Genomic DNA, 21,743 nt, shown 5'->3' on the forward strand with positions numbered 1-21,743 from the left:
CACCGCACTGGCCACAGAAGCGAAGGCGACGACAGCGCCGGACATTCTGGTTTTCCCGGAACTGTCGCTGACCGGGCTTGAGGCTCCCCACACCCGGGCGGAACCGCTTTCTACCACCAACCTCGATACACCCTATCCGACGAACATTGTCCGGCGAAAGGATCTTGTCGTCATGCGTCAACCACATCACTATCAGCCTCTCGTCAAATGGCATCAATGAGAGACCGATAAGATGTCCACGTTCACATTCGCGACTGTCCCGCAGATAATCGCAGGCCCCGGCAGTATCGGAAGGCTTTCGGAGCTGAAGACCGGGCTCGGGTCGCGTGTTCTGGTAATTTCAGACGATGGCATCGTCAGGGCTGGGCTTGTTCAACCCGCCCTTACGAGCCTTTCGGAGGGCGGAGCCGAAACATCGATCTTCACCGGCGTTGTCGCGGATCCTCCGGAAACCGTCATCCACGACGCTGTAGCGCGTGCAATCGATTTCGGTGCCACCGGCATACTGGGCATCGGTGGCGGCTCATCGCTCGATGTCGCGAAACTCGTGGCCCTGCTGGCCAGGAGCGGTGAAGCACTCGGTGATATTTACGGCGTCGGCAAGGTGACCGGGGAACGCCTGCCCCTCGTGCTGGTGCCGACGACGGCAGGTACCGGATCGGAAGTCACGCCGATTTCCATCGTTACCACGGATGCACATCAGAAAAAGGGCGTGGTGTCGCCAACCCTGCTGCCGGATACGGCGATCCTCGACGCAAGCCTGACCGTCGGCCTTCCTCCAGCGGTGACTGCGGCGACGGGAATTGACGCCATGGTCCACGCCATCGAGGCGTTCACCTCCGCCAGTGCGAACAACAATCCTGTTTCCCGCACCCTTGCCAAAGAGGCGCTCCGGCTTCTTGGAGCGAATATCGAGATCGCCGTGAATAACGGGGCCGAGATGGTTGCCAGACAGGCCATGCTGCTGGGTGCGATGCTGGCCGGTCAGGCCTTTGCCAATTCGCCGGTTGCGGCCGTTCATGCTCTCGCCTACCCGATTGGCGGCCTCTATCATGTTCCGCACGGGCTCTCCAACAGCCTGGTTCTGCCACATGTGTTGCGTTTCAACGCAACGGTGTGCGGGGATGCCTATGCGGAATTGGCGCCATGTCTTTTTCCTCAGCTGGAGTCTGCCGACAGGTCCGGCCGACTTGCCGGCTTCCTGGAAGGGCTGGCCTTGCTCCCCGGGCGCCTGAACCTGCCGGTGCGACTGAGAGATGTTGGGATACCAAAAGACGGGCTTGCCTTGCTGGCGGAAAGTGCGATGGAACAGACCCGCCTGCTGGTTAACAATCCACAGACGGTGCTGCTGTCCGATGCCGCCAGAATCTACGAAGATGCTTGGTAGGCAAAGGTAAGCGCCGCCTTATCTCCACTTCGATCCGGCTCCGGTGAAACAGACAAATTTTAAAGAGGTTATAAAACCGTGTTGACTCGGCCGAGCTTTTAGACTTCTTTGTAAACCGGTTTAGTAAATCGCTTTACAAACCGGATAGAGGTCGAAAAGACCCGATAAAGTGGAACAGAAAGCGGGAGTGTGATGGCGCGAAACCATGCGACCAGCCTCAAAGATGTCGCCTTGGCGGCAGGCGTTTCAGTTGCGACCGTATCGCGGCTTCTGAACGGCACGCTGGAGCTGCCGCCAGAAACGAAAGCGCGCATCGAGGCCGCTATCCGTGAACTCAATTACGTGCCCAATCCCCATGCCAGACGCTTGAGCCGAGGGCGCTCGGACACGATCGGCCTTGTCGTTCCTGATATTGGAAACCCGTTTTTCGGCATGCTCGTTGCGGCCGTCGAAGAAGAAGCCGACAGGCGAGGACTTGCCCTCTCGCTTTTCGCCACACTGAACCGTACGGGTCGGGAACTGTCCTATCTTCGTCTGCTTGCCCGCAATCATGTCGATGGGCTCGTTTTCATCACGAACCACCCCAATACCGACGAACTGGCGGAGCTGATCAATATCACCGGCAAGGTGGTGGTGGTCGATGAAGACGTGCCCGGCGCCACCGTGCCGAAACTCTTCTGCGACAATGAGCAGGGCGGTCGCCTGGCTGGCGCGCATCTGGCTATGCATGGGCATAAACATGTCCTTTATGTCGGGGGACCAGAGGACATGATCAGTACGGAGCGTCGTTTTCGCGGCCTCAAATCTGCTCTCACCGAGCGTGTGGCGGAGGCAGAGCTTTCGATTTCCAGATATTGCGGCGCATATACCGTGGAATTTGGCCGGGCTGCCGCGCGCCGCTTTCTGGATGAGGGGCGCCCGGCAACGGCGGTTTTCGCCAGTTCGGACGAAATCGCCATCGGATTTGTCGAGGTTCTGCGTTCCGAAGACGTGCGCATCCCGCAGGACGTGTCGATGATAGGTTTCGACGACGTCGGGCCGCTGCATCTTTTTGCGCCGCCGCTCACCGCCATTCGCCAGCCTGTCAGCGCCATTGGCCAACGCGCCCTGTCGCTTTTGCTCGAAACCAATTGGGACCAGGAACCTCCTTTGCTGTCAGAGGAGCTCTTGCCCGTCGAAATCGTCGTGCGTGAATCCGTTGCGCCGCCCGCGATCTAATAAAAAGCAACGAAACCAACAGAGGAAGAACGATAATGCTGAATTTCAAACGTCGATATTTTTCCGCAGCTCTGGCTGCGACCGTCCTTGCCGGCGCGACTTTGTCTGCTGGTCTTGCCAACGCCGCCGAAAAGACTATCGCCCTGGTTCAGATCAACCAGCAGGCGCTGTTTTTTAACCAGATGAATGAAGGCGCGGAAAAGGCGGCCAAGGAAGCCGGCGTCAAGCTGGTGATCTTTAACGCCAACAATGACCCTGCCGCCCAGAACAGCGCGATTGAAACCTATATCCAGCAGAAGGTGGACGGCATTGCAGTGGTCGCCATCGATGTCAATGGCATCATGCCGGCCGTAAAGCAGGCGGCCGCCGCCAATATTCCCGTTGTCGCCATTGACGCCATCTTGCCGGAAGGTCCGCAGAAGGCGCAGATCGGCGTGGATAACGGCAAAGCGGGCGCCGACATGGGAAAATTCTTCCTTGACTACGTGAAGTCCGACATGGGCGGCAAAGCCAAGATCGGTGTCGTCGGTGCGCTGAACTCTTTCATCCAGAACATCCGCCAGAAGGGCTTTGAAGACACCATCAAGGACAAGTCCGGCATCACCGCCGCCGGCGTTGTCGATGGGCAGAACGTTCAGGATACCGCACTTTCGGCAGCGGAAAACCTCATCACCGGCAATCCGGACATGACCGCCATCTACGCCACCGGTGAACCGGCTCTTCTTGGCGCAGTCGCTGCGGTTGAAAGCCAGAGCAAGCAAAAAGACATCAAGGTGTTTGGCTGGGACCTGACCAAACAGGCCATCGCTGGCATTGACGCCGGTTATGTCGCAGGCGTCATCCAGCAGGATCCTTCCGCCATGGGTGCAGCAGCGGTCAAGGCCCTCAAGACCGTCTCCGATGGCGGCACCGTGGAAAAGACCATTGCCGTGCCGGTCACCATCGTCACCAAGGCCAATGTCGAACCCTACCGTGCGGTCTTCAAATGATTGCGGCCGGACAGCACACAGGCGCTGTCGACGGCGCCGGGGGAGATCTTCTCTCCCGGCAGCCCGATCGTGAAGCGCGTATCTCCCTGCGCAATATCCGCAAGACCTTTGGCTCGCATCAGGCGCTTCGCGGCGTCGATCTCGACATCTTTCCCGGCGAATGCCTCGGCCTCGTCGGCGACAATGCGGCCGGTAAATCCACCCTCACCAAGGTGATTTCCGGCACCTATATCCCTGATGAAGGCACGATCACAATGGAAGGGGAAGCCATTCGCTTCTCCGGCCCTGCCGATGCCCGCAACCGTAACATCGAAATGGTCTTTCAGGATCTGAGCCTGTGTGACCATATCGATGTCGTGGGCAATCTCTTCCTCGGGCGCGAAATTACCAAGGGGCCCTTTCTCGACCGGCCGACCATGCTTTCGGAAGCCCGCAAGATGCTGGATGCTCTGGAAATCCGCATTCCACGCCTCACCTCCAAGGTGGAAAAGCTGTCCGGCGGCCAGCGACAGGCAATCGCCATTGCGCGGGCGGCCTCCTTCAATCCGAAAGTCCTGATCATGGACGAGCCGACATCGGCGCTTGCCGTTGCGGAAGTGGAAGCCGTGCTTTCGCTCATCAATCGCGTCAAGGCCAAGGGCGTGTCGGTTATTCTCATCACCCACCGGCTTCAGGATCTCTTCCGGGTCTGCGACCGCATCGCCGTCATGTATGAAGGCACCAAGGTGGCAGAGCGTCAGATCAACGACACCAGCCTCGAAGACCTCGTGCGTCTGATCGTGGGAGGGCAACGTCATTGACCGTCTATACTGAACGCGCCAAAGGCTCGCCGCTTTCGGACTTTTTCGCCGAAAATGCGCAGGTGCTTTCCATCGCCGCCTTTTTTGCCCTCTGCATGCTGTTCTTCTCCGCAACCACGGATACGTTTCTGACGGCCGGCAATCTTCTGAACGTGGTCCGTCAGGCCGCGCCCATCCTGATCGTCTCAGTCGCAATGACATTCGTCATCATCACCGGCGGTATCGATCTGTCCGTCGGCTCCATGGTCGCCCTGATCAATGCCGTCGGGGCGATCCTGCTTGCGGCCGGTTACCCCTGGCCGCTGGTTGTCGTCGCCATGCTCGTGCTCGGCGGCGGGCTTGGCCTCGTGCAGGGCTGGTTCATTGCCTATCAGGGCATTCCGGCCTTCATCGTGACGCTTGCAGGCCTCTCCATCCTGCGCGGCGTTGCCCTCTATATCACGCAGGGCTATTCCGTGCCGATACCGGAAGCGCCCGGCTTCTTTTACCTCGGCAGGGGTGATTTCCTCGGCATGCCCGTTCCTGCCCTGATCGGCGTCGTCGTTACCGTCATCGCCTATATCGTGCTTTCCAGCACCCGATATGGTCGTCGCGTGGTGGCTGTCGGCTCCAATCCGGAAGCGGCGCGCCGTGTGGGAATGCCCGCAAAATGGATTCTAGCGTCGGTCTATCTGGCTGCGGGCGTGGCCTCGGCCATTGCCGGCCTCATGATTGCAGCACGGCTGGGGTCCGGATCGTCGAATGCGGCCGTCGGTTTCGAGCTTCAGGTGGTTGCGGCTGTGGTGCTGGGCGGCACATCGTTGATGGGCGGTCGCGGCACTATTCTCGGCACGGTTCTGGGCACCATGACAATCGCCGTCATCGGCAATGGTCTTATCCTCATGCATATCTCTCCCTTCTTCACCCAGATCGTGACGGGCGCCATCATCCTTGCCGCGATCTGGCTCAACACACGCATCTTCACCGCCAACTTCCGCCTCGGCGCGAAGAGAAAGGGATGATGCGATGACCACGGAACTCTCTGAGGGACATATCCGGTCGGGAAAGATCATGACCGTGCGTGGCGCAATCGCTGCGGACCAGCTTGGCGTCACCCTGATGCACGAGCACATCCTCAACGATTGCCGATGCTGGTGGCACGCCCCCAGAACACCGGAGCGGCAATATCTCGCCGAAGGCTTCGTCTGCATGGAAATCCTGAGCGAGCTGCGTCAGGATCCCTTCGTCAACAAGCACAATATCACGCTCGATGACGAGCCGCTGGCGATTGCGGAACTGAAGGATTTCGCCAGGGCGGGGGGACAGACTGTCGTGGAGCCGACCTGTCAGGGTATCGGCAGAAATCCGCTGGCGCTGCGACGGATTTCACAGGCGACGGGGCTCAACATCGTCATGGGCGCTGGTTATTACCTTGCATCCTCCCACCCCGAAAAGGTGGCGGGGCTGACCGTCGAAGCCATAGCCGACGAAATCGTGCACGAGGCGCTCCACGGTGTCGATGGGACCGATGTTCGCATCGGCCTGATCGGCGAAATCGGTGTTTCCGCGGATTTCACGGCAGCGGAGGAAAAGTCCCTGCGGGGAGCGGCGCAGGCGCAGGTCCGCACCGGCCTTCCCCTGATGGTTCATTTGCCGGGATGGCTTCGGCTGGGACACAGGGTTCTCGACATCGTCGCGGACGAAGGCGCCGATCTAAACCATACGGTTCTTTGTCACATGAACCCGTCCCACGCGGATATCACCTACCAGAGCGAACTCGCAGATCGCCGCGCCTTCATTGAATACGACATGATCGGTATGGATTTTTTCTACGCCGACCAGCAGGTGCAATGCCCCAGCGACGAGGATGCCGCCCGTTCGATTGTCACGCTGGCGGAGGGCGGTTACCTCGACCGCATTCTGCTGTCTCACGACGTCTTCCTGAAAATGATGCTGACGCGGTATGGCGGCAATGGCTACGCCTATATCCTCAGGCATTTCCTGCCGCGGCTGAAGCGGCATGGCCTCGACGACGCCACTCTTCAAACCCTCATGCGGGATAATCCGCGCTCGGTCTTCCAGGCAAAGACCTGACGAACCTATGGAAATGGAAAGATCATGACAAAAAAAGTGCTCCTCGTCGGTGAAAGCTGGGTCAGCTCCGCCACCCACTACAAGGGCTTCGATCAATTTGGCAGCGTGACGTTTCACCTCGGTGCCGAACCGCTGGTGAAAGCGCTAGAGGGCAGCGAATATGAGCTGACTTACATGACTGCCCACGATGCGGTGGAGAAGTTTCCCTTCGAGATGGCAGGGCTTGACGCCTATGACGCCATCATTCTCTCGGATATCGGCGCAAACTCCCTTCTCCTGCCGCCGGCCGTCTGGCTGCAGTCCAAAACCGTGCCGAACCGGTTGAAGCTCATCAAGGCATGGGTGGAAAAGGGCGGCGGCCTGCTGATGGTGGGCGGCTATTTCTCCTTCCAGGGTATCGACGGCAAGGCCCGCTGGCGCCGCACGCCGGTGGAAGATACGTTGCCCGTCACCTGCCTTCCATGGGACGACCGCGTGGAAATTCCTGAGGGCTCGACGGCCGATATTCTGAAACCCGACCATCCGACCGTGGCGGGCCTTTCCGGCGAATGGCCACTTCTGCTGGGGGTGAACGAGGTGGAGGTGCGTGACCGCGCCGATGTCGAGGTGGTTGCCCGTCTGCCGGAAGATCAGGGTTCCCATCCGCTGCTCGTCACCGGTCGGTTCGGCAAGGGCCGCACGGCCGCATGGACATCCGACATTGGTCCGCACTGGCTTTCTCCAGCCTTCTGCGAATGGGATGGCTATGGGCGGCTGTGGAAGAACATTCTCGGCTGGCTGACGGAAAAGCCGTGACCAGAGCGGCTACGCCTGCAAAATGGTCATCAGTTCTTGACGGCTGGGAAAGGCATCCTGTGTGCCCCGACGGCCAACCGTGATGGCTGCGGCCCTTGAGGCATCCTCAAGGGCACGCGCGTCCACGGCGACGCCGCGAAGCATGGCGGAGGCGAGCGCAACCCCCGTGAAGCAATCGCCGGCGCCCGTGGTGTCGACGATTGTGGCGGGCGCAGCCGGCACCTCGATAGCGCCTTCGGCGGACATGAGTGCGCAGCCTTGTCCGCCGAGCGTGACGATGACGAGGCCGACACCGGCGCGCAGCAGGGACGCTCCGGCATCGGACCCGCTCTCACCTGTCAGCGCCTCGGCCTCGAGGCGGTTGAGGACGGCGATATCGATGAACGGCAGGATGCTTGCAAACCAGGGCTGAAGCGGCGACGGATTGAAAGCCGTCTTTAGTCCCTTCGATCTCGCCGCATTGAGAATGGCAAGGGTCGTTTCTTCCGAAAGATTGCCCTGCAAAACGAGGAGGTCACCGGAGAAGGCGACGGCAAGGGCGTCCAAGGCAGCTTTCTGATCGAGCGCTGCCGCTGCCGAACGGGTAGTGATGATCGAGTTTTCACCGTCGGGGGTGGTCAGGATGATGGAGATATCGCTGGTGGGGCTATCGACGGAAATGAGCTTTGGTGTCAGGCGCTCGCGGGTGAGTGCCTTTTCGATCGCAATCGCACGCTCATCGCTGCCGACGGCGGCGACGAGCGTGGTTTCGACACCGCATCTCGAAAGAACAATGGCCTGGTTGCAGCCTTTGCCACCCAGACTGCGCGAGGCCCGCTCGCCAAAGATTGAAGCGCCTGCCTCCGGCAGTGCCGCAATGGAATAGGTTTCATCAAGTGCGATATTGCCGACAACAAAGGCACGCATGGAAAACTTTCGAAAGGGACTGAAATGCAGACCATATCCGACAACGCGGCCAATGCTATCAAGGAAATTTTCGGTCGCAACAAGGCGCTGATCGGCATGATACATTGCCCGGCCTTTCCCGGAGCGCCGCGTTATCGGAACGCAAGCATGGATGCGATCTACGATGCGTGCATGCGCGACGCCGAACGCCTTGTTGAAGGCGGCATGCACGGTCTGATCGTCGAAAACCACGGTGACGTTCCCTTCTCCAAACCAGACGATATCGGACCGGAAACCTCAGCCTTCATGAGCGTGGTGACGGACCGCATCGTTCGCGCCGCCGGCGTGCCCGTTGGTATCAATGTGCTGGCCAATGCTCCCATACCTGCCTTTGCAATCGCCATCGCGGGCGGCGCAAAATTTATCCGCGTCAATCAATGGGCAAACGCCTATGTGGCCAATGAGGGCTTCATGGAGGGACGTGCAGCCGAGGCGATGCGCTACCGTTCATTGCTAAGGGCGGAGCACATCAAGGTTTTTGCCGACAGCCATGTGAAGCACGGCGCCCACGCCATCACGGCGGATCGCAGCATTGATGAGCTGACGCGCGATCTCGCCTTCTTCGACGCCGATGCCGTCATAGCGACAGGCCAGCGGACCGGAAACAGCGCGTCTCTTGAAGAGATCGAGGAGATCGGCGCGGCCACGCATCTGCCGCTTCTGGTCGGCTCAGGGGTCAACGAAGGCAATATTATCGAAATCCTCAAACGCACCAATGGCGTAATCGTGGCGTCATCGCTGAAGGAAGGCGGCGTCTGGTGGAACCCGGTCGAACTGTCCCGGGTACGTTCTTTCGTTGCAGCGGCTCAGCCCGGCCTCGACGGCTGAAAAGGAGACAGCAATGGCAAAACTTTCGATCAACGGCGAAAGACTGCTGGCAAATCTCGATCGATTTGCGGCGATCGGCGCGACTGAAAAGGGCGGCGTCAACCGGCAGGCGCTGACCGCACTGGATTGTGAGGCGAGACGACTGCTGGCGAAACTCGCCATTGATCGGGGGTTTTCCGTGTTTCAGGATCCCCTTGCCAATCTTTTCATTCGGAGGAGTGGCCGCGACGAGAGCCTTGCACCGCTTCTGATCGGCAGCCATCTGGATAGCCAGCCGTCAGGCGGCCGGTTTGATGGAGCACTGGGAACGCTTTCGGCATTCGAGGTTCTCGAAACGCTCGAAGATTTCGGAATAGATACGGAGCGCCCCATTGAGGTGGTCGCCTTCACCAATGAGGAAGGCTGCCGCTTCGCTCCCGGCTGCATGGGCTCCATGGCTTTTGCTTCCGGTAATATCCCCGAAAACTGGCTTCATCTTGCGGCAACGGATGACGGCGCCGGTTTTGCCGGTGAGCTTGACGCCACCCTGAAAAGCCTGCCGGAAGCGACCATGCGCGATCTTGGTTTTCCGGTCTTTGCTTTTGTCGAGGTACATATAGAGCAGGGTCCATCCCTTGAAAAACAGGGCGTGCCCATCGGGATTGTGACGGGCATACAGGGTACACGCTGGCTGGAGGTGTCAATCACCGGCCAGACTGCTCATGCCGGCACAACAGCCCTAGCATATAGACGCGATCCTTTTCATGCCGCGGTCAATGCGCTGGGATCGCTTTTCCCCGCCATGATGCCGCTGGATCCTGCGGCCCGATTCACCGTCGGCCGAATGGCGTTGCAGCCCGGTGCCGTGAACGCCATTCCACAATCCGTGACTTTTACCGTCGATATCAGACATCCCTCATCAGAAACACTCGACGAAATGGAGAGCAAAATCCGCGCGATCGTGCACGACGCTGCGATGGACCAAAAATGCGAAGCGACGATTGGACAGATATTCGACATGCCGCCGGCGAATTTCCAGGATGGCATCGTGTCGGCATTGGGCCGCGCCGCACGGGACCGCGGTTTTTCGACCGAACGCATGTTGTCAGGCGCATTCCACGATGCACTTTTCATGAATAGGGTCGCACCATCGGCCATGATTTTTGTGCCGTGCCGCGACGGTCTCAGTCATAACGAGGCAGAGCATGTTGAACCTGAACATAGCATCGCGGGATGCAACATGCTTTTCGCTTCGGTTCTTCAAATCCTGTCATAGGTCACCTTCGACGACCGTGGGACAGGATGCTTGCGCATGGCCTGATCAGCTCGCTGGGCAATCCTGCCATTTTCCACAACGTTATCGGTTTCCGACCGAGCTTCGAGGTTTCAGCTCGGCAGATACTCCGTGCTCCAGCTCTGGCTCGCAACACCGTCCTCAAGCAGCTTCTCGATCTCTTTTTCCGTATAGCCGACCTCTTCGAGGACCTTGACGGTTGAGGCACCGTATTTTTCCGCCGGCGGCGGAGAGACGATCGAGCTGCGGCTGGGGCGAATGGCACAGGGATCGAGCTGCGTCACAACGTGGCCGCTTGGATGGTCTGCATAAATGGAGAAAGAATAACTTCCTCTGTCTACACCGTTCGTCCCGTCGGCTTGCCGTGAATAGCGGGATCGCAACGCGTCGATATTGTCGCAAATCACCGCTCCGAAACCTTCCCGTTGGAGCTTCTCCAACCACGATTGAGAGGTATCGCCGGCAAAAATACTGGAAAGAAATGCGTCGCGTTCGTCTTTCGGCAGACTGGCTATTCCTTTGAAGTCGTCCAGGCAGTCAAGCTTTGGCACATCCTGCTCATTTGAGCTGAACAGCAGATAGTCGCCGGAAGCGGTATAATAAAAGCGGGTCAGGGCATCATATCCCGCCACGTACCGACCGGCAGGTTCGTTGAAGAGACTTCTACCGCGATAGTCATAGGAGAATGGAATCTGGAGGAGCCCGCTGTTTGCAGACAGAGACGTCCGTCCGCGACCAACCCGACCGGTTTTCAGTTTTTGGTAAAGGGCCGCCGCGACGCCCATCGCACCGCCGAATCCGCACATAACGTCGATCGTACCGACATGCGCATGTTCTTCCGGTTCGTGCATCGAGCCACCGAAACGGAGCATGATGCCGGTCGCTGCCTGGACCAGGTCGTCATAACCGACATAATCGGTCCTCGGGCCACGGCTCACGCCGCTAAAGCAGTCGAGTTTACAGAAAATGGCATCCGGGTTGATTGTTTTCAGCGTCTCGGCATCAAGCCCCATGTTGAGGATCTGATTGTCGGGCGCATTCCAGACGATGACATCGACCGACTTTATCAGGGCCTCGAGCGCCTTTTTACCCTCGGGCGCTTTTATGTCGATGAGCGCCGATTGTTTTCCGCGCATGTGCGACATACCGAAAATCACGGTATTCCAGCAATCGTAGAGAGGCGAGGCAGGATCAAGCTTGATCACTTCGGCACCGAAACGTGCCAGATAATAAACACAATGCGGACCGGCGATCACATTGCAAAGGTCGAGCACACGAACGCCCTGTAGCCAACCGCTGCGATCATCGGGATTGGTTATGCGTGGAAGTTCGGTCTTCTCATTCTTCAAAAGGGATAATGCGGTCGAAAACTCTACCCACCGCCGTGGCATTGGAGACAGCGCTTCAGCGCCGCTTTCCTCGAGCCAGACGACCGGACCAGGCTGGATCATGGTCCCATATTCCGGGTCCTTGACATCGATCATAAGGCCCGCCGTCTCAGCGTGGTCGTCGTTGATCCACTCTTGCAGCCAGCGCTGCGGAGCGCCGGGAAAGCCGCCGCGCCCGAATATCCGCTCCCACTCCTTGGCGGTCCGGGTAATGAACACCTCCTTCATTCTTGCCGCGATCTTGTCGGCCCAGAACTTGGGTAAGGGGTAGACGCCGAGCGATACATCGGATTTCCATTCAGAGGTCGGAAGGTATGTATCTTGCTCCTCCGTCAGCCCGTCGGCCACGAGCTCATCGTAGATGCCGAGCGCTTGCAGGCAGCGCTTCGCGTGGTTCTTGTGGCTGGGGCAGACGACGTAAAACATCCGCCCGTCCTTGCAGAGGTAGCTTCTGTAAAACGGATCCAGAAGTTCCTGCAGATCCTCGTAACTCAGGTTCATCGGCAGGCCTTCGGCCCGGCGGCGAGCGATTTCCTGCTCGCGCTGCGTGATATACCGATCCGGGAGCCCTTCGATCTTGATCGAGTTGTAGCACAGTCCTTCCATGACGGCGCTGGCAAGCGGCACCTCGATGTGGTCGCCAAGCCCAGTGCGCTCACGCGCCTGCAAGGCGAGGACTGTTGCAGACGACGCCAACATGGCGCCATAGGCCGAGGCCAGCGGCAGCGGGGAGAAGGACGGGTTGACGCCCATGAGCACCCGATTGAGGCCCATATCGGTAAAAACACCGGAGCTTGCCGCGATAACGCTTTCATAGGCGCGCAGCTCACGCCTTTCCTCGTCGTTCGAAGCAAAGCCGGGGATGGAAAGCGTGATCAACTCCGGCCGTTCCTGCCGGAGCGTTGAAAAATCTATTCCGAGCGCCGCCAGTTTGCCCGGGCGAAAATTTTCGATGACAATGTCTGCTTCCGCGATGAGCGCCAACGCCTGATTGCGGCCCTCAGGCACCTTCAGATCGATGTTGACGATGGCTTTGTTGCGATTGAGCGTTGCATTGGCTGGGCTCTGCCACAGCGGGCCGCCAGGGGGATCGATATGCACGACAGTCGCACCCAGATCGCCAAGGATCATGGCCACCGCCGGGCCGGCAATATATTGCCCGAAATCAACCACCCGAACGCCGGAAAGCGGAAGCGTGGACCGTGCGGTCGATGTCATCTCTTTAAACCTCCCCAAGAATTTTCTATGCGTGTGCGTCGGCAATGATCCAGCCGGCCGCCTTTTCGGCAATCATAAGCGTCGGTGCGTTGGTGTTGCCGCTTGTGATCTTCGGCATGATGCCCGCGTCCACGACGCGCAGCCCTGCAACTCCGCGTACCCTGAGGCGACTGTCGACGACTGCCGTCGGATCGTCATCGCGGCCCATTTTCGTCGTACCCACCGGATGGAAGATGGTATTGGCGATATCGCCCGCAAGCCGCGCCAGTTCCTCATCACTCTGGAACTGCGGACCTGGCTTCCATTCCTCAGGCCGGTATTTTGCCAGCGCTGGCTGGGACACGATTTTGCGCACCTGGCGGAGGCTTTGGGCAGCTATCCCGCGGTCTTCTTCGGTGCTGAGATAGTTCGGCGCAATTGCCGGCGCGTCCGACACTTTGCCGGAGCGAATCCGCACGCTTCCAACGCTGGTCGGGTTCAGATTGCAAACACTGGCAGTGAAGGCGGGAATAGTGTGCAGCGGCTCACCGAACGCGTCGAGACTGAGGGGCTGGACGTGATACTCCAGATTGGCATGGGCCTGGCTTTCATCGGAACGCGTGAAGGCGCCGAGTTGCGAGGGCGACATGCTCATCGGACCACTGCGTTTCATCGCATATTCGAGCCCGATCATTGCTTTGCCAAAAACGCTGTTGGCGAGCGTATTAAGCGTTTTCGCATTACCGACCTTGAAGACCGCACGAATTTGCAGATGGTCCTGAAGATTTTCACCGACACCTGGCAGGTCGTGTTCGACCTCAACGCCGTGACGCTTCAGCAGTGCGGCGGGCCCGATGCCCGATAATTGCAGGATTTGCGGTGATCCGATTGCACCCGCAGAGAGAATAACCTCTCCGCGCGCCCCAACCTCCGTGCGCTGCCCGTGGCGCTCAACCATGACACCGATGCACCGTTTGCGACCGGACGCCTCTTTTACAAGGATCAAACGCTCGACATGAGATTGCGTCCAGATCGTCAGGTTTGAGCGGTTTTTCACGGGGCGCAGGAAAGCCTTGGACGTGTTCCAGCGCCAGCCGGAGCGCTGATTGACCTCGAAATAGCCCACACCTTCATTGTCGCCGCTGTTGAAATCGTCCGAACGCGGAATGCCAGCTTCCACGGCGGCCTCCGCGAAGGATTCGAGAATGTCCCATTTCAGACGCTGCTTCTCGATCCGCCATTCGCCGCCATGGCCATGCATGTCGGAGAACCGGCTGTTGTCGCCGGTCTTCGGATCCGCGCCATCGTCCAGCCGGTAATGATCCTCATGCGCCTTGAAATCGGGCAGGCAATTTTGCCAGGACCAGGCATCATCGCCGGTTGCCGCTGCCCACCCGTCAAAATCGCGCGCCTGACCACGCATATAGATCATGCCGTTGATCGATGAGCAGCCGCCAAGCGTCTTGCCGCGGGGATAGCGCAGCGAACGGCCGTTCAGGCCGGCATCTGGCTCGGTTTTATAAAGCCAGTCTGTGCGCGGATTGCCGATGCAATAGAGGTAGCCGACCGGGATATGTATCCATGGATAATCGTCCTTTCGGCCGGCTTCCAGCAAAAGAACACGTTTTGACGGGTCACGGCTGAGGCGATTGGCGAGGAGGCAGCCTGCGGAGCCACCGCCAACAATAACGTAGTCAAAAACGTCGCGGAAAGTTCCGGAACCACCAGTCCTCATCGGGTTGCACCCCCATCGCGATGGAACGCCACATAATTATAAGATTGGACACTTTGCCGTGGCATGCCATGCTCCCTCCCTGCTTTAATTAGATGCATAGCCAACATTGGCTCGTAAAATCCAATGACAAATTCAACCGAGCATTATAAGTGAAATTAATATGCTGGAAGGTATCGATCTGAGAACATTACGGGCGTTTGTTACCGTGGGGCGGGAAGGAAACGTCACCCGAGCCGCCGAGCAACTGCACGTCACGCAGCCGGCGGTGACGCTTCAGTTGAAACGCTTGGCCACTGACACCGGGCTGACCCTGTTCCGGCGAACCTCGACGGGTTTGGAGTTGACACAGGAAGGTGCGCTGTTGGCTGCAAAAGCCGAGCAAGTGCTGGCGGCGCTGACGGACTTCGGTCAGACGGCCGGTAATTTATCGACGAGGGTCCGGGGCAAATTGCGGATCGGCACGATCATCGATCCTGAATTCACACGGCTGGGCGCCTTTCTGAAAGCGCTTCTTGAAAGCGGACCGGGTATAGAAACAACGTTGCGTCACGGAATGAGCGGTGATGTGCCGGAGAGGCTCAAGCGCAACGAGCTCGACGCCGGTTTCTATCTCGGTGACCCACGGGACTATGACCCGTCGCCCGACGTCACTGGAGAGAATACCGCATCGCTTTTCTACGCTCGCTCACTTGCCCAATTGACCTATTGCGTCGTCGCTCCGCCATCGCTCGCAAGCTTTGTGCGAGGGGCCGATTGGTTACAGCTTGCCTCCCTCCCATGGATCGGCACGCCACCCGCATCGGTCCATAATCGGATGCTGGCCCGGCTGTTCACCAAACTTGGCGTTCGCCAACACATCGTGGCCCAAGTGGACCAGGAAGCGTCCATGATCGCCATGACGCGCACGGGGGTCGGACTAAGCCTTTGCCGGGAATCGATTGCCCTGCATGAACAGCAGTCTCATGGACTGGTCATCGCGGACAATGTGAAGCTCTCGACGACCTTGAGTTTCCTCTGCCTGGAAGCGCGTATGGGCGATCCTTCTATCATCGCGGCATTCGACGCAATTAGACGCGTTTGGGTCCAGTAGGCCGGTTGCCGGTCAATGGTGCCCGAGGCCTGTTTCAGAAACACGTGATCTCCGTCGGCCTGTCAACGGTAAGAAGCGAGAGGGCCGGAGACTGGGTTATCTCGGGAACATCGTTTGATCACTGGAGTTAGGGGCGCTTCAACCAAGAGGAGAAGCACGATGCCCCGTGGCGACAAGTCTTCCTATACGGACAAACAGAAGCGCAAGGCCGAGCATATCGAAGAAGGATATGAGGATCGCGGCGTCGGCGAGAAAGAGGCCGAGCGGCGTGCCTGGGCCACCGTGAACAAGGAAAGCGGCGGCGGCAAGAAATCCGGCTCCGGCCGCGGTCATGCCGAGAACCACGCCTCTTCCGAAAAGGGTGGCCGCAAAGGTGGCGAGGCAGCTGCTGCAAGACCGAAGGCAGAGCGATCCAGTTCCGCCAAAAAGGCCGCCGCCACCCGCAAGCGCAATGAGCAGCACGCCCAGCACTAAGCGGGTGCGCAGCAAGGATTTACCGTCAGAAGGAGTTACCGCGATGAAAGTCCAGGAGGTCATGACGCATGATGTGCGTGTCGTGAATGCGGAAGAAACCATTCAGGAAGCAGCCCGCATCATGGCGGAAATCGATGCCGGTGTCCTGCCGGTCGGCAAGGAAGGAAAGTTGGTGGGAATGCTCACCGACCGGGATATCGCAATTCGCGCAGTTGCCGAAGGCAAAGGTCCGGACACCAAAGCGAGCGATATCATGTCCAGGGAAGTGAAATACTGCTTCGATGACGAGGATGTGGAAGATGTCTGCGGCAATCTCGGCGACCAGCAGATCCGCCGTATTCCCGTCCTCAACCGCAACAAGCAGCTGGTGGGGATCCTGTCCCTCGGCGATGTCGCCGTGGAAACCGACGGCAACGGCGTGGGCGAGGCATTGGCAGCGATCTCCCGTCCCGGCGGGACCCACAGCCAGTCAGGCGTGCAGCCGCATTAACCCTATGGCCCCGGACCTGTTTTGACTGGCTCCGCCGATTAGATCATCACCGGGGAGGGCCGCACTCCTATCCGGGACAGCCGCTGTGCGGCAACGGGAGGACCAGATGTACGACAATCACGGCGCCAATCATGAGGGGAAAGCCCGCGCCGCCGGCCATACCTATGCGGCTTTCGCCGTTAACATGGTCCTCAGCCTGGTGGTTATGTACCTCGTGATGTTCTCCATGATCGACGGCTGGGGCGACTTCCGGAACAATCTCAACATGGTCTACATGGCCCTAACCATGGTTGCGCCAATGGGCATTCTCATGCTCGCGACGATGGGTGGGATGTATCCGAACAAGCGGCTGAACCTCTTTCTCCATGCTGGTCTTGCCCTTCTCTTCGTGGCGGCTTTCACCGGTACGCGCAACCAGACCCTGATCGGCGACCGACAATTCATTGCTTCGATGGTCCCCCATCATTCCGGCGCCATTCTCATGTGCAGAAATGCGAAGATCACCGATCCGGAACTTATGGCACTCTGTGCGGAGATTTCCCGCGGCCAGCGCGCCGAAATCGAGCAAATGAACGCAATCGACGAGCGCCTCCACACAGAGATCGGCGGCCCTGCGAGATGATCGCCGGCGTCCCTGCCGCGCCTGTGGACGTCCCCGCGTCGTCATCCTGCGTTTCCCGGGGGCACGGCGGGTCACAGGAGTTCCGGGACTTAATATTACATGAGGAGCAATTTTCTGCTGCACGGCCCCCAGCCCTCCTTCGCGCTTCGCGCGATAGGGGCCAAAAGCGAGTGCCCGTGCGTCTATCGCGATTTCCCGAATTCCTTGCGAAGCTCATCCTTCGCGTCTTCCAGCACTTCCTTGCGTTTTCCGGGCAACGTCCGGCCAGCACGGTTGATGTAAAACACCAGCATCGACATTGCAGACCGGAAAGGGCTGGTCTTGCGCCTCGAGGATTGTTCCGCCGAGGCTTTCAGCGAACGTGCGATCTGTGAGGGATCGTCTTTGGTGAATACCTCCTTCTCAAGATCGAGCGAAACGCTTTCCCTGGTCACCTTCTGTGACCACTTCTTTTTCTTCTTTGCCTTTTTCATCGTTCTCTCCCGGCGGATCATTATTTTCGTTCGGGGTCATGGGTGTGGTGACTGTCACGCTCACCTCCTCCCCCGGAAACCCTGCTCTTTGAACGTTTGTCATTGTCTGCCGCAGGTTTCTTGATCTCCAGGGGGGCCTTTGCGTTTTCATGGGAAGAGCCCGGCCCGCCCTGCCGGATACTTGCTGGTGTTTTCGTCGAGGTGGACATGTATTCCTCCTGTCGTCGGGTGGCAGCGGACAAGCCGCTGGCCTATTGGTCGTCGCGGGTTTTCATTGCATCGGAAACACGCTTCTTACGCGGGTCCTTGAGATTTTCGCCGACAGCATCCCGATCGTGCTCGGGGTCGTCCGTGGGTTTCATGTAGCCTCTGGGTCGGCTTTCCTTCGGCCCTTCCCATCGCGGCGATTGGTCGGTGGTGCCGGGAGCACCGTCTCGTGGAGAATTATTGGTCATCATTGCCTCCGGTTGGGTTCAACGCTCCCCAACCACTTTGCTGGGGCAATGTTCCGCGAAGACGGGGAGGCAACAGCGGGATTTTTTTCGAAACAATTGCACGCTCCACTGGTTAGGCGACCCGGAATTCAAACCGAGGGAACAGAAGATGACGGATAAATCCGGAAAAACCGATCGCATCTCCAGAATGGCGCATGAGCAGCAGCAGGACTTTCTGCGACGCTCATCCCTGCACTTCCTGGAATGCGCCATCCATCTATGCGCGACGAATATGAGCATTTCCGAACTTGCCGCACGGCTTGAAAAACAGGCGCAATATTTGCGGCAGTTTGGCTAGGGACAGGCCACTCCATGCGTCAGCGGCGACCATCGTTTCTTGGGAAGACCCGCAATGCCAAGATTTTTCTTCAATGTAATCAGCGGTAAAAACGTCCTTGATGACCCGGAGGGAAGCGAGCTCCCTTCCCTCGACCAAGCGATCGAGGAGGCGCGCAAGGACGCCCGCGCCTTGATGAGCGAGGCGATCCTGCAAGGGCGTGACATCTCCGAAGGATGCATCATTATCCGTAACAAGCAGCATGACTTACTGAAAGTCGTCCGTTTCAGCGATGCGCTGGACCGAAAGGACTGAAAGGGCATCATCCGTCCGCATACGGGCCATCAGTGTTTCATATTCTCTTTCGGGGACGCCATAGGTCATGTCGGCGACGTCTTCCAGTATACCGCGATTGACAATGCGGACATTTCCGCGGCTGGCGCGAATGGCATGAATGCCTTCGAGAACATGCAGCTCGTTGGTAATGCCAGGCCGCCGCACCCCAAGAACGGTGGAGAGAAACTCATGGGTAATCGGCAAATCATCCATATCGAGGCGGTCATGACACATCAGCAGCCAGCGTGCGAGCCTTTCCCGCAGACCATATTGCCCATTTGCCAGCACAAGCTGGCTGGCCTGAAGCAGGCAGATGTTGATATAGCCCAGCAAAAGCTCACGCAGTCGCGCGTCTTCCTCCATTTCCCGCCGTATTTCAGCGGCCGGAATCAGGAAGCCACGACCGCCCACGCCCATGACGGTTTCGTCCGGCGTGGTTTCCGCGCCCAGCAGAACGGGCCAGCCGGTGATGCCCTCTCGCCCAACAAGCACGGCTTCAATGCTTTTGCCGCCGTCATCATGAACGACCGTCGATGCAAGACCGGTTTCGATAAAACAGAGATGAGAAATGGGCTTGCCAGCGGCAACGAGCCGATGTCCCGCCGGCAGATCCACGGGCTCCAGCCGCGACGCAAGCTGCGACAGGCGTTCTGTGCCGAGGGTCTTCAACAATCGGTTATAAACAAGAAAATCTGATCCAAGCATAGCGGTTTGCCCGGTCGCCCCTTTGCTCGAAAAAACATCAACCTGCGGCGGTCATATTAGCAGCGGAAAATCCCATGAAAACAGTGAGTACGTTTCCGTACGAATTGGTAGAACAGATCGTTCCTACCGCGCAGATGGACGCAAGTTCAAATTTTGGCCCATTTTTGAGGCAGCATCATATATCGAAACCCGGTCATTGGGTATGTGGACCCCCACCGTCACGGCAGGGGAGAAATGGCCGTATCTGCGGGGAGTCACCACCTTGGCAAGAAGCACACGCAAAAACCGTCTGCCACCCGCCTTCCAGCCCGAAAGCGCCAGCGCGCCCTCACTTGGCGCTTTGCGCAAGGAAGCGGAAAGCTGTGAAAGATGCGATCTCTACAGGAACGCCACCCAGCTTGTTTTCGGCGACGGCGACACCCGGGCGCGCGTAGTCCTCGTCGGCGAACAGCCCGGCAATGAAGAAGACCTGAAAGGACGGCCTTTCGTTGGTCCGGCCGGTCGCCCGCTCGACGAATGCCTCAAAGAAGCGGGTGTGGATCGTTCGCAATGTTATGTGACCAACGCCGTAAAACATTTCAAATTCGAGCAGCGTGGGAAACGACGTCTGCATGCCCGCCCGAACGGCGGGGAGGTGCAGCGCTGCGCGTGGTGGCTGGGTGCAGAACTGCGGCTTGTCGAGCCAGACCTTGTCGTGGCGATGGGCGCCACAGCCTTTTACGCGCTGACGGGACGCGCAAGCGGCGTGACGAAGGAACGCGGGCATGTTCTTTTGACGCCGGCCGGCACACGCCTTCTCGTCACCATCCATCCATCTTATCTGCTGCGCCTTCGCGACCGGCAGGAGGCGGATCGACAGCGCCGCGCCTTCGTCTCCGACCTGCACAAAATAGGCGAAATCCTTGGCGCGACGACTTAGCCAAACCGGCCTGCCGCAATCGCCCCAAAGTGAGGAACAAGCTTTTCCCATCGTGGTTAGGTGCGACCGAACAGGGAGGCTTGAACACCATGGAAAAGAGCATCGAATATCAAATCATCGCGCATGAGAACGGGTGGGCCGTTGTCGTCTCTGAGGTCATGAGGGCAGTTTACCCCAGCCGCCACCTGGCTTTGGCGGCTGCGAAGCTGCTGGAGAGCAATGTGGTCCCGACGCACGAGGCTGAACGCCTTGCTGCGACCGCCCATCTGACCCTGACCGACACGACGGCACCGAACCGGTTGCGCACCTCCCTGCAACTGATGGTGGCTGTGCCCTATCAGGTGGATATTCCCTTGCGGCGAAGAAGCGAAGAAGTCTGCTTTCCATCGATCAGTGGCCTCGATCTGATAGCCGGCAAAGTATAGACCGGAACACATCGCGGCCTCGCCTCACACCGCGCGGCCGGGATGCGTTCCGGTCAGAAAATAGAGTGCAATCGCAACAGCGAGGGCGAATATGACCAGCGTATAGACCATCATGGTTTTCCACGTCCGTTTGCGCCCTCGAAAATCGCCATCATCTACGCCGATGGGCGAGAATTTCGAGTCGAGCCTTTCACTTAACGGTCGGTTCATATCCTGTTCGGGCCTGATGCTTTCCCGCGGCTCATCAGCCAAGTCATTGTTTTTCCCCGCCATCGGATACCTCCCCTATGGATGAATACAAGTTCGCATGGACCTGACCTAAAGACGGATTTGATTGGTGGAAACGGCTTTATGGCTCACGCCCGCCTCCAGGCACGCGGCAATCAGGTGTTCCCGCGCAACGGTTGAGGAGCCATTTCGCAACAGAGCGAGGCGGCAACTCCTGAGGGCAAGACGATAGTGGACACCGGTTTTTACCGGCCAGTGTTCTTCCAGCAGAGAGATTGCCTCTTTCATGTCGGCGATCAGAAACTGCCGGCTGACCAGCGAAATCTCAAGCGCACCGGCACCGATCAGCGGAATGGTGGTCATTGTCTTATCTTCCCTCGCTAACACCGGCTCGCATCTCGAGGAAGGAAATCCTTCCAATCCGGAAGACGCCCCAACCCCGCTCATGCGCAATTGTTCCGCCGCAAGACGCTAGTCACCTGAATCTGAAGTTCGGCTCATTGTTTTCTGGCAGAATCGCTTGACCGAGGCGAGGATTTGGTCGGCGGACTTGACCCACTTGTATGGGGTGGGGTTCTCGTT

The 21,743-nt window shown here is 58.7% G+C and carries 26 protein-coding genes and 1 pseudogene; 18 read left to right on the plus strand and 9 right to left on the minus strand.

The window, feature by feature from the left end:
* The 8 genes and pseudogenes from PIB16_RS26055 to PIB16_RS26090 all read left to right on the plus strand — a co-directional run.
* A pseudogene (locus PIB16_RS26055) lies at nucleotides 1-220 on the plus strand (hypothetical protein); the annotation flags it as partial.
* Nucleotides 221-232: 12 nt separating this feature from the next.
* Complete coding sequence (locus PIB16_RS26060) at nucleotides 233-1,387, plus strand: iron-containing alcohol dehydrogenase (RefSeq protein ID WP_271046654.1); 1,155 nt, start codon at nucleotides 233-235, stop codon at nucleotides 1,385-1,387.
* Nucleotides 1,388-1,579: 192 nt separating this feature from the next.
* Nucleotides 1,580-2,605: a LacI family DNA-binding transcriptional regulator gene (locus PIB16_RS26065; RefSeq protein WP_271046655.1), complete on the plus strand. Its 1,026-nt coding sequence runs from the start codon at nucleotides 1,580-1,582 to the stop codon at nucleotides 2,603-2,605.
* A 35-nt stretch (nucleotides 2,606-2,640) separates the two neighbouring features.
* Entirely contained in the window at nucleotides 2,641-3,594 is a 954-nt protein-coding gene (locus PIB16_RS26070) for an ABC transporter substrate-binding protein (RefSeq protein ID WP_065656269.1), read from the plus strand.
* Nucleotides 3,591-4,394: an ATP-binding cassette domain-containing protein gene (locus PIB16_RS26075; protein WP_065656268.1), complete on the plus strand. Its 804-nt coding sequence runs from the start codon at nucleotides 3,591-3,593 to the stop codon at nucleotides 4,392-4,394. The genes PIB16_RS26070 and PIB16_RS26075 overlap by 4 nt, the downstream gene beginning before the upstream one ends.
* Nucleotides 4,391-5,395 carry an ABC transporter permease gene (locus PIB16_RS26080; RefSeq protein ID WP_220317385.1) on the plus strand — a complete coding sequence of 335 codons (1,005 nt, stop codon included), beginning with the start codon at nucleotides 4,391-4,393 and terminating at the stop codon, nucleotides 5,393-5,395. The genes PIB16_RS26075 and PIB16_RS26080 overlap by 4 nt, the downstream gene beginning before the upstream one ends.
* Before the next feature lie 4 nt (nucleotides 5,396-5,399).
* On the plus strand, nucleotides 5,400-6,467 hold the full coding sequence (locus PIB16_RS26085) for a phosphotriesterase family protein (RefSeq protein WP_271046656.1): 1,068 nt from the start codon (nucleotides 5,400-5,402) through the stop codon (nucleotides 6,465-6,467).
* Nucleotides 6,468-6,491: 24 nt separating this feature from the next.
* On the plus strand, nucleotides 6,492-7,262 hold the full coding sequence (locus PIB16_RS26090; RefSeq protein WP_174036466.1) for a glutamine amidotransferase: 771 nt from the start codon (nucleotides 6,492-6,494) through the stop codon (nucleotides 7,260-7,262).
* A gap of 9 nt (nucleotides 7,263-7,271) precedes the next feature.
* On the opposite strand, the gene PIB16_RS26095 is transcribed toward PIB16_RS26090, so the two are convergent.
* The gene (locus tag PIB16_RS26095) at nucleotides 7,272-8,168 is read right to left on the minus strand and encodes a ribokinase (RefSeq protein WP_271046657.1); all 897 of its coding nucleotides are present in this window, start codon (nucleotides 8,166-8,168) and stop codon (nucleotides 7,272-7,274) included.
* Between the two features lie 24 nt (nucleotides 8,169-8,192).
* Here PIB16_RS26095 and PIB16_RS26100 point away from each other — a divergent pair, with 24 nt between their 5' ends.
* Nucleotides 8,193-9,035: a BtpA/SgcQ family protein gene (locus PIB16_RS26100; RefSeq protein ID WP_271046658.1), complete on the plus strand. Its 843-nt coding sequence runs from the start codon at nucleotides 8,193-8,195 to the stop codon at nucleotides 9,033-9,035.
* Nucleotides 9,036-9,048: 13 nt separating this feature from the next.
* Nucleotides 9,049-10,290, plus strand: coding sequence for a Zn-dependent hydrolase (locus tag PIB16_RS26105; RefSeq protein WP_271046664.1), 1,242 nt, complete (start codon nucleotides 9,049-9,051; stop codon nucleotides 10,288-10,290).
* A gap of 110 nt (nucleotides 10,291-10,400) precedes the next feature.
* Here PIB16_RS26105 and PIB16_RS26110 read toward each other — a convergent pair whose 3' ends face one another.
* Nucleotides 10,401-12,914 (minus strand): CoA transferase, encoded by a 2,514-nt coding sequence (locus tag PIB16_RS26110; protein ID WP_271046659.1) that lies wholly within the window; start codon nucleotides 12,912-12,914, stop codon nucleotides 10,401-10,403.
* Nucleotides 12,915-12,939: 25 nt separating this feature from the next.
* A complete protein-coding gene (locus PIB16_RS26115) occupies nucleotides 12,940-14,628 on the minus strand; it encodes a GMC family oxidoreductase (protein WP_271046660.1) in 1,689 nt (562 codons plus the stop codon).
* Between the two features lie 160 nt (nucleotides 14,629-14,788).
* Between PIB16_RS26115 and PIB16_RS26120 the strand changes: the two genes are divergently transcribed.
* The 4 genes from PIB16_RS26120 to PIB16_RS26135 all read left to right on the plus strand — a co-directional run bounded on the left by PIB16_RS26120 (nucleotide 14,789) and on the right by PIB16_RS26135 (nucleotide 17,304).
* The gene (locus PIB16_RS26120; protein WP_080856778.1) at nucleotides 14,789-15,718 is read left to right on the plus strand and encodes a LysR family transcriptional regulator; all 930 of its coding nucleotides are present in this window, start codon (nucleotides 14,789-14,791) and stop codon (nucleotides 15,716-15,718) included.
* Between the two features lie 159 nt (nucleotides 15,719-15,877).
* Complete coding sequence (locus tag PIB16_RS26125; RefSeq protein WP_104679587.1) at nucleotides 15,878-16,192, plus strand: plasmid stabilization protein; 315 nt, start codon at nucleotides 15,878-15,880, stop codon at nucleotides 16,190-16,192.
* 43 nt (nucleotides 16,193-16,235) lie between these two features.
* The gene (locus PIB16_RS26130; protein WP_174036472.1) at nucleotides 16,236-16,682 is read left to right on the plus strand and encodes a CBS domain-containing protein; all 447 of its coding nucleotides are present in this window, start codon (nucleotides 16,236-16,238) and stop codon (nucleotides 16,680-16,682) included.
* A 106-nt stretch (nucleotides 16,683-16,788) separates the two neighbouring features.
* Nucleotides 16,789-17,304 carry a DUF305 domain-containing protein gene (locus PIB16_RS26135; protein ID WP_271046661.1) on the plus strand — a complete coding sequence of 172 codons (516 nt, stop codon included), beginning with the start codon at nucleotides 16,789-16,791 and terminating at the stop codon, nucleotides 17,302-17,304.
* A gap of 182 nt (nucleotides 17,305-17,486) precedes the next feature.
* Here PIB16_RS26135 and PIB16_RS26140 read toward each other — a convergent pair whose 3' ends face one another.
* From PIB16_RS26140 to PIB16_RS26150, 3 genes are read right to left on the minus strand one after another with little or no spacing between them, the layout of a single operon-like run.
* On the minus strand, nucleotides 17,487-17,777 hold the full coding sequence (locus tag PIB16_RS26140) for a DUF3175 domain-containing protein (protein WP_125145407.1): 291 nt from the start codon (nucleotides 17,775-17,777) through the stop codon (nucleotides 17,487-17,489).
* A 20-nt stretch (nucleotides 17,778-17,797) separates the two neighbouring features.
* A complete protein-coding gene (locus PIB16_RS26145) occupies nucleotides 17,798-17,986 on the minus strand; it encodes a hypothetical protein (RefSeq protein ID WP_078051594.1) in 189 nt (62 codons plus the stop codon).
* Nucleotides 17,987-18,028: 42 nt separating this feature from the next.
* Entirely contained in the window at nucleotides 18,029-18,232 is a 204-nt protein-coding gene (locus tag PIB16_RS26150) for a hypothetical protein (protein ID WP_035237037.1), read from the minus strand.
* Here PIB16_RS26150 and PIB16_RS26155 point away from each other — a divergent pair.
* Nucleotides 18,225-18,569 (plus strand): hypothetical protein, encoded by a 345-nt coding sequence (locus PIB16_RS26155; protein ID WP_245317706.1) that lies wholly within the window; start codon nucleotides 18,225-18,227, stop codon nucleotides 18,567-18,569. The genes PIB16_RS26150 and PIB16_RS26155 overlap by 8 nt on opposite strands.
* A gap of 54 nt (nucleotides 18,570-18,623) precedes the next feature.
* Nucleotides 18,624-18,863, plus strand: coding sequence for a DUF6894 family protein (locus PIB16_RS26160; RefSeq protein WP_078051592.1), 240 nt, complete (start codon nucleotides 18,624-18,626; stop codon nucleotides 18,861-18,863).
* On the opposite strand, the gene PIB16_RS26165 is transcribed toward PIB16_RS26160, so the two are convergent.
* Nucleotides 18,816-19,589 (minus strand): Crp/Fnr family transcriptional regulator, encoded by a 774-nt coding sequence (locus tag PIB16_RS26165; RefSeq protein ID WP_065656253.1) that lies wholly within the window; start codon nucleotides 19,587-19,589, stop codon nucleotides 18,816-18,818. The genes PIB16_RS26160 and PIB16_RS26165 overlap by 48 nt on opposite strands.
* 262 nt (nucleotides 19,590-19,851) lie before the next feature.
* On the opposite strand from PIB16_RS26165, the gene PIB16_RS26170 reads away from it, so the two are divergent.
* Both PIB16_RS26170 and PIB16_RS26175 read left to right on the plus strand, forming a co-directional pair.
* Entirely contained in the window at nucleotides 19,852-20,508 is a 657-nt protein-coding gene (locus PIB16_RS26170; protein WP_271046662.1) for a UdgX family uracil-DNA binding protein, read from the plus strand.
* Between the two features lie 89 nt (nucleotides 20,509-20,597).
* Nucleotides 20,598-20,933, plus strand: coding sequence for a hypothetical protein (locus PIB16_RS26175; RefSeq protein WP_078051590.1), 336 nt, complete (start codon nucleotides 20,598-20,600; stop codon nucleotides 20,931-20,933).
* A gap of 24 nt (nucleotides 20,934-20,957) precedes the next feature.
* Here PIB16_RS26175 and PIB16_RS26180 read toward each other — a convergent pair whose 3' ends face one another.
* Together PIB16_RS26180 and PIB16_RS26185 are read right to left on the minus strand one after the other, a co-directional pair.
* Nucleotides 20,958-21,206 (minus strand): hypothetical protein, encoded by a 249-nt coding sequence (locus tag PIB16_RS26180; RefSeq protein WP_271046663.1) that lies wholly within the window; start codon nucleotides 21,204-21,206, stop codon nucleotides 20,958-20,960.
* A gap of 45 nt (nucleotides 21,207-21,251) precedes the next feature.
* Nucleotides 21,252-21,524 carry a DUF982 domain-containing protein gene (locus PIB16_RS26185; RefSeq protein ID WP_158080260.1) on the minus strand — a complete coding sequence of 91 codons (273 nt, stop codon included), beginning with the start codon at nucleotides 21,522-21,524 and terminating at the stop codon, nucleotides 21,252-21,254.
* Nucleotides 21,525-21,743 lie beyond the last annotated feature (219 nt).

The sequence above is a fragment of the Agrobacterium sp. ST15.13.015 genome, from assembly GCF_027871645.1.
GTDB lineage: Bacteria > Pseudomonadota > Alphaproteobacteria > Rhizobiales > Rhizobiaceae > Agrobacterium > Agrobacterium leguminum.